This window comes from Rhodobacter lacus (assembly GCF_042683065.1).
GTDB lineage: Bacteria > Pseudomonadota > Alphaproteobacteria > Rhodobacterales > Rhodobacteraceae > Rhodobacter > Rhodobacter lacus.
The window spans coordinates 1-15,014 of record NZ_JBHUIX010000021.1; the positions used below are offsets into that span (position 1 = coordinate 1).

Sequence of the window (15,014 nt, forward strand, 5' to 3'; positions counted from 1 at the left end):
TCGCGCACAGCCCCCGAGACCCGCCCCGCCGTCGCTCCGCTCATCCCACCCCACGCCGCGCCAAAAGAGCGCCAAAATCGCTCGAATTACGAAATATTGCGCGAGGGGCCCGCAAATACGCAATAATATTTTCGCCAACACAGCCCAGATTCGCGGAGCGCCGCGCCCGCAGAGCAAGAATCGCGCCCCATCGCAGGCGGGAGGCGCGACCGATGCCGAAAAAAAGGGGGGGGCGGCCCGCCGCGACACGGGAAGACCCGAGCGCGACCGCATCAGCGGTTCACCTCAAAGAGCCACTGCGAGTGGGTGGGGACGACTCAGGTGGGCCACGCCTCATCCGCGGACATAAAAAAGGGGCCGGTTGCCCGGCCCCGAGTCAGCGATGAGACGCTATCCTGAATGGGGACTATTTGGTCAGGATCAGCTTTCCCTGTCGTGTGATACGAAGGGTATAGATTTGTCCGTCGAGCACGATCTGCGCCAAGTTGCCGCCCATGGTCAGATTGCGCGCATCATGCGCAGGCAAATCCTGAGGCCGCACGGCCTCGGGAAACGGGCGATCTTGCAACAGCGCATCGGCGGCAGGGGCGCCGGTCGTGAGGGGTTGATAAAGGGTCATCCGCGCGCCTCCACACGATCGATCACGGCCTCAAGCCCGGCGCATGAGAGCGGCGATGCCACCAGCCCCTTGCACAAGGCGGAAATCAGATCGGTCAAACCGAAAGGATCATGCTCGGCCAGTTCGGGCGCCATCATCGGCACGGTCTGGCAAAAAGATGAAACAGGGGTCATCGGCGGCTCCTTGTTCGCTACCCCATTATCCTGACTGATTCACTTGGGTATGTAAAGCTGATTTTTTCCATCAGCTTTCACCCCTGCCGCGGTTCGATCCCCCCGCCATTTTGCAAAACAACCCCCCAGAGCATAAGCGGGATCGCGACGATGCCGCCGATCGCCCCCCAGAGCCAGAGGCCGAACAGCAGCGCAACGAAGACGAGGAGCGGATTGAGCGCCATCCGGCGCCCCACGAGAGCGGGGGTGACGAACTGCCCCTCAAGCGTGATCAGCGCCCCATAAGCGGCCACCGGAAAGAGTGCCGCCGCGCCGTCAAACGCGGCCACGCCCGCGAGTGCAAGCGCCACGGCGGTGGCCGCCGGGCCAAGGTAGACGACGAAGTTGAGCACAAAAGCAACGATCCCCCAGGAGAGCGCGCCGGGCAGGCCAATCAGCTCCAGCACCCCCGCGGTGGCAATGCCGAGGGCGGCATTGATCAGGGTGATCGTGAGGAAATAGCGCGACACGGTGGTTTCCGCATGGCGCAGCCGTTGTGCCAGCTGGCCGCGACCCGCAGGGCTCGCCAGCCGCCGCGCCGCCCAATCATAGATCTCGATCCGGGTCAGCAGGAAAAAGAACAGCGTGCCGATGAAGGTGAGGAGCTGCGCCGCGATCTGCGGCGCGATCATCAGCGCCCCGGACAGCGATGGCAGCCCGACCATGCCTTGCGGCAAAGCGGCCTCTCCCCCGCCAGCCCCCGATACTTCGCGACTGGCGTCGACGAGGCCCTTGAGCAGGTCATGAAAGGCTTTCAAAAGCGCCTGACTGTCGGCCCAGACTTTGGGCGCCTGCGCGACGAGGTCGCTCACCAGCGGTTGCAGCAAAAGCCCGAGCGTGCCGAGCGTTGCGAGTGTCAGCACGAGGCTCAAAGACGCGCCGATCGACGGGGCAAGGCCGCGCCGCTCCCAAAAATCGGACAGCGGTGAGAGCACGATGCCAAAGACGAGGGCAAGCGCCATCGGCGCCGCAAGCTCGCGCAGCGCCGAAAGCGCCGCCACCGTCGCAATTGCGCCAAGGGCGATCAGCGAGAGTTGGGCGGTACGCTCCATGAAAGATCAGACCGAGCCTTTGGGGCGGCGCTTCGGCGCAGGCTTGGCCGTGCCCTTGCGTGGCCGCGGGTCGGCCTTGGGGCGCGGTTCTGCGCTCGCTTCCGGCGCCGATGCGGCCTCCGGCTCGGGTGTCTCGGGTGTGGCGGTCGCACGCGCGGCGCGGCGCAAGGCTCCCTCTGCCGCGTCCAGCGCCTCATCGAAGCGCTCGGCAAGGGCGTCGCTTCCCTCTTGTGCGGCAGCGCCCGCGCGGCGCACAAAGCTCTGCGCCCCCTGCCGGGCGCGGGTGGCCTCTCGCGCGACAGCCGATGAGACCGCCTCGACCGTCTCTTCGGCCGCGCGCGTCAGTCGTTCGGTGCGCGCGCGCGCACTCGCGCGGCGCGCCTCCTGCTCTTCCCAGCTTTGCTGCCGCGCCACGGCAATGCGGTCTGCCGCTTCCTCGCTTACGTCGGACAGCCCCTGACGGAAGGCCTCGGCAAGATTGCGCGCCATTTCCGCCGCGATCTCGGCCTTGGCCTCGGCGCTCGCCCGCCCCTCTTCGTACAGCACGAGCAGCTTTTCGCGCGCCTCGGCACGCGCCGCGCGCGCCGCTTCCATCCATGCATCTTCCGGCGCGGCTTCAGGCCCGGGCTCCGCCTGCGCCACGGCATCAGCTTTGCCGCGCAACAGCGCCACCGCGCCCAGCGCGAGCCCCGCCGTGACCCAGGCGATGGGCAAAAGCACATCCCTTGCCGACAGCCGCGGCGCCTCCGCGCCGGTGTCGGCGGCCGTTTCGCGGAAATCTTCGGTCTGGCTCATGGCAGGCTCCTGATCTGGCCGGGAGTCATAGGATGGGGCGGCGCCAAATTTCGGCAAGGGCTGTTACAGCGCACGCGCGCGCCCACGCGGCCCGGCAAAGAGCCACAGGATGAACCCCAGAAGCGGCAGGAACAAGATCAGGAGCACCCAGAGCAGCTTGTTGCCGGTCGAATTGCCCGAACCCAGAACCGAGATCAGCGCCCAGAGGTCGAGCACCAGAAGCACGACCCCGCCAATCCCCGTGACATTGTAAAAGTCCATCGCCGTTCTCCCCGAAAGTTGATTTCAGGGGCAACGCGGTGGCAGCGGAATGGTTCCGCTATGGCGCATCCGATATGTTTCTTTGCGCCGCCGGTCTCAGTCCGAGACCTTTTTCACAAATTGCGACTTCAGCCCCATCTGGCCGATGCCCGGCACTTTGCAATCGATGTCGTGATCGCCATCGACAAGGCGGATACCGCGCACCTTGGTGCCGACCTTCACGACCTGCGAGGAGCCCTTGACCTTGAGATCCTTGATCACGGTCACCGTGTCGCCATCGGCGAGCACATTGCCCACCGCATCGCGCACGACCGGTTCTGCCTCCCCTGCCGCGGCGGGGGACCACTCATGCCCGCATTCGGGGCAAACAAGGAGCGCATCCACCGCATAGGTGTAGGTGGAGGCGCATTCGGGGCACGGGGGCAAGGTGTCACTCATGCCGCCCCCTTAGCCCGTCCCCCGGCGTCGCGCCAGAAAAACATTGTCGCAACGCCGGGAGCGGGGGCTCAGCCCAGAGCATAGGCCGGGTACGGCCAGATCGCGGGCATGTGGGAAGAGATGATGTCGGGCGTGTGACGGCGCAGCGCAGCATCGGTGAGCGCATAGCCGAAATTGATCAACATGCCCTTTTCCCGATCGGTGAAAGGGTTGAGGCGCGTGCGCAGGCGCGCAAGCTCCGCCGTCACCGCGGGGGCGCAGGGCAGGCAATCGGGCAGGCCGTAATGGGCGATATTGGTCTCGAGCCCCCAATAAGTGCCGCTGCGCGCCGTCCCGTCCTCCGAGCGGCTGGCGACGAACTGGTCGATCAGCCAGCGCTTGCGCAAGCCGCGCGACTGATCGGTGACAATGTCATAGGCGCGCAACGCCTGACTGAGCCAATCGCGCCCCGGATGGGGCGTCGGCTGGAAATGCGCGCCCGCATCAGAGACAAGCACGGTCTTGCAGCGCTTCCAGACCGTTTCCAGCCCGAGATTGTCATAAACCCCGCCATCGGCGAGGCGGATTGTGCGGGTATAGGCCGGAGTGCCGTTCAGATCGGCGCCCTCGACCGGCTCGAACGGGCCCGGATGGGCCAGCGTGACCGGCGCAAACCACGGCGGAAAGGCAGAAGACGCCGCCACCGCACGCGCAACGGGCAGCAGCGGGCCCGGCAACAAACCGATCCGCCAATCGCCCATATATGCCTTCGAAAACCGGAAGTTGCGCCCGGTTTGCAGGTTGGTGGCATTGAAGATGAAGGTCGGATGATCGGGCAAGGCATCAAGGCTTTTGGTGATCAGGCTCTCGGCATAGGCCTTTTCCAGCATCTCCCCCGCCGAGCTGAACGGGTTTGCCGCGGCTTTCAAAATCGCGGGCAGGTCGATCGACTGGCTGCAGAACGCGCGCACCGGGTCGCCCACCAGCCGCTCGAAAGTGGCCACCTCCGGGTTGGCCGCAAACTCTTCCCAGACCTCTGCCAGCCGCCCGGTGACGATCGAGCCGCCCGAGACCGAAGAGATCCGGTCGACATTTGTGAGCACCCCCAGCTCCACCAGCCGCCGCAGCGCGCCAAGGTGGAAAAGCGCTGCGCGAAATCCGCCGCCCGAAAGCGCAAGGCCGATCCCGTCGTGCAATCCTTCAGTCCCAAATGGCATGATACCCCCCTGAGGTCAGATGACACCCCCGCGGCCAGGCCCGGGGCCGATGACTCATATTCAGTGGTCTGACAGCCGCAGCGCAGCGGCTGATCGTGGCGCCACGCCGGTTGCGGCATGGCCGCAACAGTTAACGCCGCCGCGCGTCACACGTCCAGCCTGCCCGGCCTGCGGCGAGAGCGCGCAGGGGGCCGCCCTGCCCGTGGTCAGCCGCCCGCGGCCAAAATCGCCTCTGCCGCCGCAATACAGCGCGCGCGCGCCTGTGCGCCAAAGAGCGTCAACACCATCATCCGCGCCCCGTCATGGCTCCAGACGGTGAGTTGATGCAGGCTGTCCTCCCAAAGCGCCGCGCCGCCGAGATCGAGCAGTTCAAAGGCGGGCGCAGGCCCCATCACCGCCCCGAGTTCCGCACAATAGTCCTGCACCAGCACCTCAAGGCTGCGCGGCTCCGCGGGGGTGACGCGATACAGCAGTGCAAGTTGCTCGCCCGCCTCGGTGCGCGCCGTGCAGAGGGAAACCGCCGTATCGTCATTGCGGCGCGAAAAACCGGGCGTCAGCGTGACCGGGGCGCCAAGCACCACCTCGGGCCGCGCGAGCTTGAGCCAGAGGCAGGCGGATTTCGGCGCAGCGCCAAAGACCGGACCGGCCAGCATCGCAAGGATCATCGCCAGACGGATCATCGGCATAAACCCTCCTCCTCGCACGCAAACAACGGTTTGTGCCTTCGAGCCGCGCGGCGATCACATGCGCCGCAACGGCTCCCAGCAGGCAATGGTGTCATGATACCACGCTCCCTCCCCGCTCGGCGCCATCCCGGTCGCGACAAATGCGCACCCTGCGCAAAGGCTGCGCAAACTGCCCCGGCAAGGCAATGTTCCCGCAACGTTCGGAGCGCGTTAGCGAAACCAGAATTGCCTTCACGCGCGCGAGCGTTTAACCCGGTGCTGCAATTGCAAAGTGCCGCCCGGGGGAAGCCGGGCCCGAAATCGGGGGTCGATGATGGCGAAGACGATGATGGAACACATGATGAAGGGCGAGGGCTTCATTGCCGCGCTCGATCAGTCGGGCGGCTCGACGCCGAAAGCGTTGAAACTCTACGGCATCAACGAGGATGCCTATTCGAACGAAACCGAGATGTTCGACCTGATCCACGAGATGCGCGCCCGCATCATCCGTTCCCCCGCCTTCACCGGCGACAAAGTGGTTGGCGCGATCCTGTTCGAACAGACGATGGACCGTGATGTCGAGGGCATTCCGACCGCGACCTATCTGTGGGAAAAGCGCGGCGTTGTGCCCTTCCTGAAGATCGACAAGGGTCTTGAGGAAGAAAAGAACGGCTGCCAGATGCTCAAGCCGATTCCGGGCCTTGATGCGCTGCTTGAGCGGGCCGCGGAACAGGGGATCTTTGGCACCAAGGAACGTTCGGTGATTTCGGCCGCCGATCCGATGGGCATTTCCTCGGTTGTGGCGCAACAGTTCGAACTGGGCGAGAAAGTGCTGGCCGCGGGCATGGTGCCGATCCTCGAGCCGGAAGTGACGATCTCGATTTCCGACAAGATCGACGCCGAGGCGATGCTGCGCGATGCGCTGCTGGCCGGGCTCGAAACGGTCTCCGCCCCGGTGATGCTGAAACTCTCGCTGCCGACGATCGACAATGCCTACAAGGCCCTCGTCGATCACCCGAAGGTCATCAAGGTCGTCGCGCTCTCGGGTGGGTATGCCCGCGCCGAAGCGAACGAGATCCTTGCGCGCAACACCGGCATCATCGCCTCGTTCAGCCGCGCGCTCTCCGAAGGGCTCACCGCGCAGATGTCGGATGCCGAATTCGACGCCGCGCTCGCCGAGGCGATCGACAGCATCTACCGCGCCTCGATCGCGGGCTGATCCCGCGCGACACCCGCACGAATGACACAAGCCGCGCCCTCCGGGACGCGGCTTTTTTCAAAAATCGCCCTCCGCGGCCTTGTCCATCAGCGCAAGAATCGCGCTGCGCACCGCCTCGCCCTGCGCGGCCACATCGGCGGGCAACGGGCGTCCGCCATGGAGCATGTAATCCATGTTCAGCGTATAGAGCCAAAGCCGCCCCTCTGCATCTTCCACCAGGCTCACCCGGCAGGGCAGCCAGGCCGCATAAGCGGTGGCATAATCGACCATCGCCGCCGCGGTGAGCGGGTTGCAGTACAGATAGACCTTCATCTTGCGCCAGGGCGCGCCCTTCATCGCCGCGACCTGATCGCCCAGCGGCAAGGCGCCGACATCGCGGATGTTGAGATCCATCGCCAGCGAGCGGATCGACTGATCCACCTCGTCATAGCTCAGCCCCTCGGCCACCTGACGCTTCCAGACCATCGCTTCCGCCGGGTTGCCGGTGCGGGCAAGCTCTTGAGCGAGGCTCAGATACAACCGCCCCGCCGCCGGATCAAAGCCCCGAAAGGTGAGCGCCCCCCAGCCAAGGCAGACAAGCGCCAAAAAGCCCACAAGGGCCAGTATCGTCCGCAAAACGCCCATCTCTCTCCTCCCCGAGACAGTGCTGACCTCCGCCCGGCCCAGCCCCGAAAGGGATCAGTGCGCGGCCGCGGGCAGGCCGTAAAGGCGGCACAGCAATCGGAGCATCTCTTCGACCTTCGGGTCAAGCAGGGAATAGTAGATCGTCTGCCCCTCGCGGCGCGCCGCGACCAGCCCCTCGAGCCGCAGCCGCGCAAGCTGCTGGCTCACCACCGCCTGACGCGCGGCGAGCAGGTTTTCGAGTTCGGAGACACTATGCGGACCGCGCAGCAGATGGCACAGGATCGCAAGGCGCCCGTCATGGCCCAGCGCCTTGAGGAAATTCGCGGCCGGCTCCGCCGCCGACACCAGACCGTCGAGCCCATCGGGCAGGGCCGCCGCCTCCGGCAGGGCCTCGGCATCGAATTCTCTGCGGGTCTGCGCCAGGGTCATCGCGGCTCCTCCTGCCCCTTTCCTGCCGCAGCGCGGTATCGGGTGCAACCGCAAAACAATTACCTGCAACCTATCTTTGCAGAGGGGCGCAATCACTCGCGGCCTGCGGGCGTTTGTGCCAAAACGATCAGCGCATCGAGCATCGGCCAAAAGAAATCCGCCCCCGGATAGCCCTCGATCCGACCGATTTCGCGCCCGTCGTCCAGAAGGATGAAGGTGGGGGTAAAACTCACCGCACGCGCCAGCGCCACCGGCTCGGGAAGCGCCGCATGCAGGCGCACGCGCATCAGCGGCGCGGCCTGCCCCTCGTCAGAGCGCGCATAGCCGCGGCCAACCTCCTCTTCCCACCGCGCGCACCATGGGCATCCCGGCTTTTCCACCATCAGAAGCTGCAACTCTCCCGCCCAAAGCGGAAGAGCCGCGATCCCCCACAAGATCAATGCGCGCAGCAGCATGTTGACAGCTCCATTAGAACATAGAAATATGCTAATAACTCCCCATCATTTCGGCAAGGCGCGCTCTCAGGGAGGGGGGCGCCGCTTCAGGGGCTTTCAGGGCATGGTTTCAGGGAGGGGCGATGCTCGATATTTCGTTTGGCGGCGCGGCGCTGGCGGGGCTTTTGTCCTTCCTGTCGCCCTGCATCCTGCCGATGGTGCCATTCTACCTGTCTTACATGGCTGGCCTTTCGGTGAAGGACCTGCGCGCGGGGGGCACGCTGGCGCCCGGTGCGCAGGCGCGGCTTGTGCTGCAAGCGGGGCTCTTCGCGCTTGGAGTCACCAGCATATTCGTCTTGCTCGGCCTTGGCGCCACGGCGCTCGGGCAGGCTTTCGCGGCGTGGAAGGACAAGCTCTCCTTTATCGCCGCGGCGGTGCTGATCCTGTTCGGGCTGCAGTTTCTGGGGGTGCTGCGGATCGGGCTCTTCTACCGCGAGGCGCGGCTCGAAACCGAGGCAAAACCCACCACGCTGCTCGGCGCCTATGTGATGGGGCTCGCCTTCGGTTTTGGCTGGACCCCCTGCGTTGGCCCCGCTCTGGCCGCGATCCTGATGGTCGCCTCGGGCATGGGCGATCTGACACGCGGCGCCCTTCTGCTGCTCGTTTACGGGCTCTCGATGACCCTGCCCTTCGTGCTCGCGGCCCTTTTCGCCGCGCCGTTCCTTGGCTGGGTCGCACGCCACCGCGCGTTGATGGGCTCTGTCGAGAAGGCGATGGGGGCGATGCTGATCCTCTTTGGCCTGCTCATTGCCACACAATCGGTGAACCGGATCTCGGACTGGCTGATCCGCAATTTCGACTGGAGCGCGATGCTCCGTTAGGAGGGACCATGATCCGACTGACCACGCTTGCCGCCATGCTGCTCGCCGCGCTGCCCGCCTTTGCCACGGAACTCGGCGAGGATGGATTGCACAAGCCCGACTGGCTGCGCGAAACCTTCAAGGATCTGCGCGAGGATCTGGCCGAGGCCAATGCCGAGCACAAGCGCCTGCTGCTGATCTATGAGCAGCGCGGTTGCATCTATTGCACGAAGATGCACGAGGAGGTGTTTCCCGATCCGGCAATCGACGCTCTGATCCGGGAGCATTACTTTGTCGTGCAGCTCAACCTTTTTGGCGATGTCGAGGTGACTGATTTCGACGGCACCATGGTCAGCGAAAAAGAGATGGCGATGCGCTGGGGGGTGATGTTCACGCCCACGATGATTTTCCTGCCGGAAGAGGTGCCTGAAGGCAAAACCGCAACTCAGGCCGCCGTGGCGATGATGCCCGGCGCCTTTGACAAGGGCATGACCGAGGCGCTGCTCACCTGGGTAAAAGACCATGGAGACGAGAGCGGCGAGAATTTCCAGAAATATGTTGCGCGCCGGATGACGGCGCAGGACTAACACACCACCCACGGCCGCAAACGATACATAGGTATATTCGCGGATTCTTATATTTCTGTTGCCCCGGCGCGGAAACCTTGAGTATCGTTGGGTCAGGGAGACTTCAGGGAGAAGCAAATGACACGTCGGCGCGCGCTGGCGGTCGCGGTGGCTTTGGCCGCCGCCGCCCCGGCTTTGTCTGAAACCATGCCCGAAGCGGTGCAGTATGAAAAGGGCGCGGTGGCGGCCTCGCTCACCGGCACGCCGGGCAACCCGGAGGCGGGCGTCAAGGTGATGACCACCAATGCGCTCGGAAACTGCGTCGCCTGCCATCTCGTCAGCGCGCTGCCCGATGTGCCTTTTCCGGGCGATATCGGGCCTGCGCTCGATGGGGCCGCAAGCCGTTACTCCGAGGCACAGCTGCGCGGCATCATCGCCAATTCCAAGCATACGTTCGAGGGCAGCTTCATGCCCGCCTTTTATAAAACCGAAGGCTATATCCGGCCCGGCGATGCCTACAGCGGCAAAGCCGCAACCGAGCCGCTGCCGCCGATCCTGACGGCGGCGCAAATCGAGGATGTGCTGGCCTTCGTGCTGACGCTGAAAGACTGAGCCCCACGGGCCAGGGAGGGAGGACAGAATGGATTTCAAACGACGCGAAGCGCTCTGGCTCGGGCTCGGCACTCTGGCGGCAGCCGCCCTGCCCGGCGCCGGGATCGCCGCCACGGTCGAGGAGCTGACCGCGAGTTTCGCCGCCGGCGCCACGCCCGGCAGCGGCGGCATCACGCTCACCGCACCGGAAATTGCAGAGAACGGCAACACCGTGCCGATCGGGGTGGAGGCGCCGGGCGCCGTGGCGATCATGCTGATCGCGCCGGGCAACCCAGAGCCCTCGGTGGCCACCTTCACCTTTGGTCCCGCCGCGGGCCGCCAGCGCGCCGCCACGCGGATCCGGCTGGCGAAGACGCAAGATGTCATCGCGCTCGCAAAAATGGCCGATGGCTCGGTGGTTCAGGCGCAATCGACGGTGAAGGTCACAATCGGCGGCTGCGGCGGCTGAGGGGAGAAAATCATGGCAGAAGACGCAAAACCGCGGGTGAAAGTGCCCGCCACCGCCGCTGCTGGCGAGGTGGTGACGATCAAGGCGCTGATCAGTCACAAGATGGAAACCGGTCAACGCAAGGACAGCGAGGGGCAGCTTATCCCCCGCTCGATCATCCACCGCTTCACCTGCGATCTGAACGGGGCGAATGTGATCGATGTGGCGATCAACCCTTCGGTCTCGACGAACCCCTACTTCGATTTCGATGCCCGCGTCGATGCGGCGGGGGAGTTTCTCTTCACATGGTATGACGACGACGGCTCGGTCTACACCGAGACGAAGCCGATTGCCCTCGCCTGACGGGGAGTGTCATGACACGCAAAGTGACCCTCGGAGCCCGTCTGTCACCTGTTCTTGCCGTATTTGCCCTCGCCCTGCCCCTCCACGCCACCCCGGTTGACGACCAGTTGGTGATCGAGGGGGAAAATGGCCCGGTCGAGATCGTCACCGAGGCGCCCGCGCCCGTGCATCTCAAGGGCGTGCTGGAAACCATCTATTCCGGCTGGCGCTTCCGCAACGCCGAGACGCGCGCTTTGGAACGCGACGATTTCGACAACCCCGGCATGGTCTTTGTGGACCGCGGGCGTGACAAATGGAACGCCGCCATCGGTGCGAAGGGCGAAAGCTGTGCCTCCTGCCACGGCGGGCCGGAATCCCTGAAAGGGCTGCGCGCGGTCACGCCGCGGGTGGATGAAAAGACGGGCGCGTTGATGACGTTGGAGAATTACATCGACACCTGCCTCACCCAGCGCATGGGGCTTGAGAGCTGGAACTGGACCTCCACCGACATGTCGGACATGCTCGCCCTGATCTCCATGCAATCGCGCGGCATGGCCGTGAATGTGGCGATTGACGGGCCCGCCGCCCCCTATTGGGAGCAGGGCAAGGAGATCTACTATACCCGGTACGGCCAGCTTGAGATGGCCTGCGCCAACTGCCACGAGCAGTATTTTGGCCATATGATCCGGGCCGACCACCTCAGCCAGGGGCAGACAAACGGCTTCCCGGTCTATCGGCTGAAGGATGCGGGCCTGCTTTCGGCGCAAAAGCGCTTTGTCGGCTGCGTGCGCGATACGCGGGCCGAGACCTTCAAGCCCAATTCGCCCGAGTTCAAGGCGCTTGAGCTCTATGTCGCCTCGCGCGGCAACGGGCTCTCGGTCGAGGGTGTCTCGGTGCGCCATTGACCGCGGGCGCGGCCACCCGCCCCCGGTTTGGCCGCGCATTTTCATGAAGGGAGAGGCCGATGATTACCCGGCGCGAATTTCTGCAAGCCTCGCTCGCCGCCTCCGCCCTCTGGGGCGGCTCCGGCGTGGGCAACTGGTCCAGGCTCGCCGCACAACAGGCGCTCACCGCGGACAACCTGCTCGCCTTCGAGGATTTCGGCAATGTGACGCTGATCCACCTGACCGATCTCCATGCGCAGATGAAACCGGTCTGGTTTCGCGAACCCGAGTGGAACATCGGCGTGGGCGCGGTGCGCGGCCAGCCCCCGCATGTGGTGGGCAAGGCCTTCCTCGAAATGTTCCGCATCCGCCCCGAGAGCCCGGAGGCCTATGCCCTCACCTATGAGGATTTCACCGCGCTCGGGCGGGCTTATGGCAAGATGGGCGGGCTTGACCGGGTCGCAACCGTGGTCAAGGCCATTCGCGCAGCGCGGCCCGAGGCGCTTTTGCTCGATGGCGGCGATACATGGCACGGCTCGATGACCTCCTTGCGCACCAAGGGGCAGGACATGGTCAATGCCATGAACCTTCTGGGCGTCGATGCCATGACCTCGCATTGGGAATGGACCTTTGGCGCAGACCGCGTGAAAGATCTGGTCGACACCGGGCTCAATTTCCCCTTCCTCGGCGCAAATGTCTTTGACGTGGAATGGGACGAGCCCGCGCTTGCGCCCTACACGATCTTCGCGCGCGGCGGCGTGCAGGTGGCGGTGATCGGTCAGGCCTTCCCTTACCTGCCGATTGCCAATCCGAAATGGATGTTCCCCGAATTCAGCTTCGGCATCCGCGAGGAGCGGATGCAGGCGATGGTCGACGAGGTGCGGGCGAAAGGCGCCGATCTCGTGGTGTGCCTCAGCCACAACGGCTTTGACGTCGACCGCAAGATGGCGCGCCGCGTCAAGGGGATTGATGTGATCCTGACGGGGCACACCCATGACGCCCTGCCCGAACCGGTGCGGATCGGCGAGACGATCCTGATCGCCTCCGGCTCGATGGGAAAATTCGTCTCCCGCATTGATCTGGACGTGCGTGATCGCCGCATGATGGGCTTTCGCCACAAGTTGATCCCGATCTTTTCCGATGCGCTCCCCCCAGACCCCGAGATGGCCGCGCTGATCGAGGCCGAGCGCGCGCCCTTCAAGGCCGAGGCGGAAGAAAAGATCGGCACCACCGAGAGCCTGCTCTATCGGCGCGGCAATTTTCAGGGCACTTGGGACGATCTGATCTGCGATGCGATCCGCTCCGAACGCGACGCCGAGATCGCGCTTTCTCCCGGCGTGCGCTGGGGGCCCTCGCTTCTGCCGGGCGATGCGATCACCCGCGAAGATATCCACGCCGTCACCTCGATGACCTATGGCCAGTGCTACCGCACGGAAATGACGGGCGAAGCGCTCAAGACAATCCTCGAAGACGTGGCCGACAACATCTTCAACACCGATCCCTATTACCAGCAGGGCGGCGACATGGTGCGGGTCGGCGGCCTTCGTTTTGCCTGCGACGTGCGCCAGCCCATCGGCAACCGCATCTCGGCCATGGAGCTTTCCGACAATGGCGCCGCGGTCGAGCCCGGGCGCGCCTATACGGTCGCGGGCTGGGCCTCGGTGACCGAGGGCACGGAGGGGCCGCAGATCTGGGATGTGATCGAGGCGCATGTGAAAAAGCTCGGCACAGTGCGGGTGCCCCCCTCCGAGGCCGTCCGCGTCAGCGGGATCTGAGCCATGCGCGCGCTTTCTCGCCGCCGGATGCTGGCGGCTGCGATGGGGCTCGCGCCCGCTCTTGCGGCGCCTGCCCTGCTGGGCCAATCCCCGCCGCGCGTTGTCGTGGTCGGGGGCGGCGCGGGCGGCGCCTCCTGCGCGCGGCTGCTCGCCGAGGAAGGCGGGATCGCGGTCAGCTTGATCGAACGCTCCCCGCGCTACACCACCTGCTTTTTTTCCAACCATGTGATCGGCGGGCTCAGGCCGTTTGAGAGCCTGCAATTCGGCTATGAGGGGCTTGCACGAGCGGGCGCCGAGGTGGTGATTGACAGCGTCATCGCGGTGGACAGGGGGCAAAGGCGGCTCCGGCTCGCCTCGGGCGCGACACGCGCTTACGACCGGCTCGTGCTCTCTCCGGGGATCGAGTTCGTGCCCGGTGCCGTGCCCGGCTGGTCGGAAGAGGTGGCCGAGATCATGCCCCATGCGTGGAAGGCAGGGCCGCAGACGTTGCGCCTCAAGCACCAGATCGAGACGATGCGCGAGGGCGGCACCGTCGCGCTGATCGCGCCGCCCAATCCCTACCGTTGCCCGCCCGCGCCTTACGAACGGGTGAGCATGATCGCGCATCGGCTCAAGCACATGAACCCGCGCGCCAAGATCCTGATCTTTGACCCGAAAGAGCATTTCTCGAAACAGACCCTCTTCGAGAATGCCTGGGCCAGCTACACCAACGGCATGGTGACATGGTTCGGCCCGGAGTTCGGCGCGACGGATCTGGCCGTGCGCCCCGACACGATGGAAGTGCTGGTCGAGGGCGCGGCGGAAACGGTCGATGTCTGCAATGTCATCCCGGCGCAACGGGCTGGCGCGCTGGCGCGGATCGCCGGGCTCACCGATGCCTCGGGCTGGGTGCCGGTCGACCCGTTCACGATGCGCGCGCAGGCCGATCCGCAGATCTGGGTGTTGGGCGATGCCAGCGCGCAGGGGGCGATGCCGAAGGGGGCCTTTGCCGCGCATTCGCAAGCCGAGATGGCGGCCGCAGCGCTCCGCGCCGATCTCTTTGGCCGCGCGCGCCTGCCTGATCATTATGCCAATATCTGCTGGTCTGTGCTGGCGCCGGGCGATGCCGTGAAGCTTGCCGGGCTTTACGAACCGCGCCCCGAGGGGATCACGCAGGTGGAGAGCTTTGTCTCCGCCGCCGGTGAGGCGGCCGCAACCCGGCGCGCAACCTTTGAGGAGGCGCAAAGCTGGTATGAGGCCTTTACCCAGGCCATCTTCGGCTGAGCCGGAAAGGCGCCCCATGTTCGCCCGCCGCCGCTCTCTGATCACCGCGGGCGCGGCGCGGATCGACACCGTCTCGGACGGCTCTCTTGTGCTTCCGCCCCAGGTTCTTTTTGGCAGATGCCGCAAGCAGAGCTGCAGCAGATCCTTGCGCGCCATCCCGCCACCGTCGAGCAGATCGACGAGGGGCGCAGGGGCGATGCCGGCGGGGCCGGCGGCTGGAACGTCTGGGCGAAAGGGTGGCGCTGCCTCTCAAACCATTATACGGCCATCCTCTGGCCTCGTCAGAGCGAAGAGCCCCCAATCTGCGCCCCTGCCCCCAGATCACCGCGGTCGAAAAAGCA

At 65.3% G+C, this 15,014-nt stretch carries 20 protein-coding genes; 9 read left to right on the forward strand and 11 right to left on the reverse strand.

Annotated elements, in window-relative coordinates:
• Positions 1 to 406: 406 nt before the first annotated feature.
• The 8 genes from hemP to ACFSM0_RS17240 all read right to left on the reverse strand — a co-directional run bounded on the left by hemP (position 407) and on the right by ACFSM0_RS17240 (position 5,259).
• Positions 407 to 541 (reverse strand): hemin uptake protein HemP, encoded by a 135-nt coding sequence (hemP, locus tag ACFSM0_RS17205; RefSeq protein WP_377393645.1) that lies wholly within the window; start codon positions 539 to 541, stop codon positions 407 to 409.
• Positions 542 to 615: 74 nt separating this feature from the next.
• Positions 616 to 792: a hypothetical protein gene (locus ACFSM0_RS17210; protein ID WP_377393432.1), complete on the reverse strand. Its 177-nt coding sequence runs from the start codon at positions 790 to 792 to the stop codon at positions 616 to 618.
• Between the two features lie 77 nt (positions 793 to 869).
• Positions 870 to 1,883 (reverse strand): AI-2E family transporter, encoded by a 1,014-nt coding sequence (locus ACFSM0_RS17215; protein WP_377393435.1) that lies wholly within the window; start codon positions 1,881 to 1,883, stop codon positions 870 to 872.
• A gap of 6 nt (positions 1,884 to 1,889) precedes the next feature.
• Positions 1,890 to 2,678, reverse strand: coding sequence for a hypothetical protein (locus ACFSM0_RS17220; RefSeq protein WP_377393438.1), 789 nt, complete (start codon positions 2,676 to 2,678; stop codon positions 1,890 to 1,892).
• 63 nt (positions 2,679 to 2,741) lie between these two features.
• Positions 2,742 to 2,939, reverse strand: a complete 198-nt coding sequence (locus ACFSM0_RS17225; protein WP_377393440.1) for a PLDc N-terminal domain-containing protein — start codon at positions 2,937 to 2,939, stop codon at positions 2,742 to 2,744.
• 96 nt (positions 2,940 to 3,035) lie between these two features.
• Entirely contained in the window at positions 3,036 to 3,377 is a 342-nt protein-coding gene (locus ACFSM0_RS17230; RefSeq protein ID WP_377393443.1) for a zinc ribbon domain-containing protein YjdM, read from the reverse strand.
• A 68-nt stretch (positions 3,378 to 3,445) separates the two neighbouring features.
• On the reverse strand, positions 3,446 to 4,573 hold the full coding sequence (locus ACFSM0_RS17235) for a patatin-like phospholipase family protein (RefSeq protein ID WP_377393446.1): 1,128 nt from the start codon (positions 4,571 to 4,573) through the stop codon (positions 3,446 to 3,448).
• Positions 4,574 to 4,779: 206 nt separating this feature from the next.
• Complete coding sequence (locus tag ACFSM0_RS17240; protein ID WP_377393449.1) at positions 4,780 to 5,259, reverse strand: hypothetical protein; 480 nt, start codon at positions 5,257 to 5,259, stop codon at positions 4,780 to 4,782.
• A 313-nt stretch (positions 5,260 to 5,572) separates the two neighbouring features.
• Between ACFSM0_RS17240 and ACFSM0_RS17245 the strand changes: the two genes are divergently transcribed.
• Positions 5,573 to 6,457, forward strand: coding sequence for a fructose bisphosphate aldolase (locus tag ACFSM0_RS17245; RefSeq protein WP_377393452.1), 885 nt, complete (start codon positions 5,573 to 5,575; stop codon positions 6,455 to 6,457).
• Positions 6,458 to 6,514: 57 nt separating this feature from the next.
• Here the strand turns inward: ACFSM0_RS17245 and ACFSM0_RS17250 are convergent, their stop codons facing one another.
• From ACFSM0_RS17250 to ACFSM0_RS17260, 3 genes are all read right to left on the reverse strand, one after another.
• A complete protein-coding gene (locus tag ACFSM0_RS17250; RefSeq protein ID WP_377393455.1) occupies positions 6,515 to 7,081 on the reverse strand; it encodes a DUF302 domain-containing protein in 567 nt (188 codons plus the stop codon).
• Between the two features lie 54 nt (positions 7,082 to 7,135).
• Entirely contained in the window at positions 7,136 to 7,510 is a 375-nt protein-coding gene (locus ACFSM0_RS17255; protein WP_377393458.1) for an ArsR/SmtB family transcription factor, read from the reverse strand.
• A 92-nt stretch (positions 7,511 to 7,602) separates the two neighbouring features.
• Entirely contained in the window at positions 7,603 to 7,965 is a 363-nt protein-coding gene (locus tag ACFSM0_RS17260) for a hypothetical protein (protein WP_377393461.1), read from the reverse strand.
• Between the two features lie 122 nt (positions 7,966 to 8,087).
• Between ACFSM0_RS17260 and ACFSM0_RS17265 the strand changes: the two genes are divergently transcribed.
• From ACFSM0_RS17265 to ACFSM0_RS17300, 8 genes are all read left to right on the forward strand, one after another.
• On the forward strand, positions 8,088 to 8,825 hold the full coding sequence (locus tag ACFSM0_RS17265) for a cytochrome c biogenesis CcdA family protein (RefSeq protein WP_377393464.1): 738 nt from the start codon (positions 8,088 to 8,090) through the stop codon (positions 8,823 to 8,825).
• Positions 8,826 to 8,833: 8 nt separating this feature from the next.
• A complete protein-coding gene (locus ACFSM0_RS17270) occupies positions 8,834 to 9,391 on the forward strand; it encodes a thioredoxin family protein (RefSeq protein WP_377393467.1) in 558 nt (185 codons plus the stop codon).
• Positions 9,392 to 9,508: 117 nt separating this feature from the next.
• Positions 9,509 to 9,982, forward strand: a complete 474-nt coding sequence (gene soxX / locus ACFSM0_RS17275) for a sulfur oxidation c-type cytochrome SoxX (protein ID WP_377393470.1) — start codon at positions 9,509 to 9,511, stop codon at positions 9,980 to 9,982.
• 28 nt (positions 9,983 to 10,010) lie between these two features.
• Positions 10,011 to 10,430 (forward strand): thiosulfate oxidation carrier protein SoxY, encoded by a 420-nt coding sequence (soxY, locus tag ACFSM0_RS17280; protein WP_377393473.1) that lies wholly within the window; start codon positions 10,011 to 10,013, stop codon positions 10,428 to 10,430.
• A 12-nt stretch (positions 10,431 to 10,442) separates the two neighbouring features.
• On the forward strand, positions 10,443 to 10,772 hold the full coding sequence (gene soxZ, locus ACFSM0_RS17285) for a thiosulfate oxidation carrier complex protein SoxZ (protein WP_377393476.1): 330 nt from the start codon (positions 10,443 to 10,445) through the stop codon (positions 10,770 to 10,772).
• An 11-nt stretch (positions 10,773 to 10,783) separates the two neighbouring features.
• Positions 10,784 to 11,656, forward strand: coding sequence for a sulfur oxidation c-type cytochrome SoxA (soxA, locus tag ACFSM0_RS17290; protein WP_377393479.1), 873 nt, complete (start codon positions 10,784 to 10,786; stop codon positions 11,654 to 11,656).
• Positions 11,657 to 11,715: 59 nt separating this feature from the next.
• Positions 11,716 to 13,410, forward strand: coding sequence for a thiosulfohydrolase SoxB (gene soxB, locus ACFSM0_RS17295; RefSeq protein ID WP_377393482.1), 1,695 nt, complete (start codon positions 11,716 to 11,718; stop codon positions 13,408 to 13,410).
• Between the two features lie 3 nt (positions 13,411 to 13,413).
• Positions 13,414 to 14,673 (forward strand): FCSD flavin-binding domain-containing protein, encoded by a 1,260-nt coding sequence (locus ACFSM0_RS17300; RefSeq protein ID WP_377393485.1) that lies wholly within the window; start codon positions 13,414 to 13,416, stop codon positions 14,671 to 14,673.
• The last annotated feature ends 341 nt before the right edge of the window (positions 14,674 to 15,014 follow it).

What these genes read in the sequence shown, in the direction of transcription:
- ACFSM0_RS17210 (WP_377393432.1), bottom strand. Translation starts at nt 792, where the DNA reads ATGACCCCTGTTTCATCTTTTTGCCAGACCGTGCCGATGATGGCGCCC.
- ACFSM0_RS17215 (WP_377393435.1), bottom strand. Translation starts at nt 1,883, where the DNA reads ATGGAGCGTACCGCCCAACTCTCGCTGATCGCCCTTGGCGCAATTGCG.
- ACFSM0_RS17220 (WP_377393438.1), bottom strand. Translation starts at nt 2,678, where the DNA reads ATGAGCCAGACCGAAGATTTCCGCGAAACGGCCGCCGACACCGGCGCG.
- ACFSM0_RS17225 (WP_377393440.1), bottom strand. Translation starts at nt 2,939, where the DNA reads ATGGACTTTTACAATGTCACGGGGATTGGCGGGGTCGTGCTTCTGGTG.
- ACFSM0_RS17230 (WP_377393443.1), bottom strand. Translation starts at nt 3,377, where the DNA reads ATGAGTGACACCTTGCCCCCGTGCCCCGAATGCGCCTCCACCTACACC.
- ACFSM0_RS17235 (WP_377393446.1), bottom strand. Translation starts at nt 4,573, where the DNA reads ATGCCATTTGGGACTGAAGGATTGCACGACGGGATCGGCCTTGCGCTT.
- ACFSM0_RS17240 (WP_377393449.1), bottom strand. Translation starts at nt 5,259, where the DNA reads ATGCCGATGATCCGTCTGGCGATGATCCTTGCGATGCTGGCCGGTCCG.
- ACFSM0_RS17245 (WP_377393452.1), top strand. Translation starts at nt 5,573, where the DNA reads ATGGCGAAGACGATGATGGAACACATGATGAAGGGCGAGGGCTTCATT.
- ACFSM0_RS17250 (WP_377393455.1), bottom strand. Translation starts at nt 7,081, where the DNA reads ATGGGCGTTTTGCGGACGATACTGGCCCTTGTGGGCTTTTTGGCGCTT.
- ACFSM0_RS17255 (WP_377393458.1), bottom strand. Translation starts at nt 7,510, where the DNA reads ATGACCCTGGCGCAGACCCGCAGAGAATTCGATGCCGAGGCCCTGCCG.
- ACFSM0_RS17260 (WP_377393461.1), bottom strand. Translation starts at nt 7,965, where the DNA reads ATGCTGCTGCGCGCATTGATCTTGTGGGGGATCGCGGCTCTTCCGCTT.
- ACFSM0_RS17265 (WP_377393464.1), top strand. Translation starts at nt 8,088, where the DNA reads ATGCTCGATATTTCGTTTGGCGGCGCGGCGCTGGCGGGGCTTTTGTCC.
- ACFSM0_RS17270 (WP_377393467.1), top strand. Translation starts at nt 8,834, where the DNA reads ATGATCCGACTGACCACGCTTGCCGCCATGCTGCTCGCCGCGCTGCCC.
- soxX (WP_377393470.1), top strand. Translation starts at nt 9,509, where the DNA reads ATGACACGTCGGCGCGCGCTGGCGGTCGCGGTGGCTTTGGCCGCCGCC.
- soxY (WP_377393473.1), top strand. Translation starts at nt 10,011, where the DNA reads ATGGATTTCAAACGACGCGAAGCGCTCTGGCTCGGGCTCGGCACTCTG.
- soxZ (WP_377393476.1), top strand. Translation starts at nt 10,443, where the DNA reads ATGGCAGAAGACGCAAAACCGCGGGTGAAAGTGCCCGCCACCGCCGCT.
- soxA (WP_377393479.1), top strand. Translation starts at nt 10,784, where the DNA reads ATGACACGCAAAGTGACCCTCGGAGCCCGTCTGTCACCTGTTCTTGCC.
- soxB (WP_377393482.1), top strand. Translation starts at nt 11,716, where the DNA reads ATGATTACCCGGCGCGAATTTCTGCAAGCCTCGCTCGCCGCCTCCGCC.
- ACFSM0_RS17300 (WP_377393485.1), top strand. Translation starts at nt 13,414, where the DNA reads ATGCGCGCGCTTTCTCGCCGCCGGATGCTGGCGGCTGCGATGGGGCTC.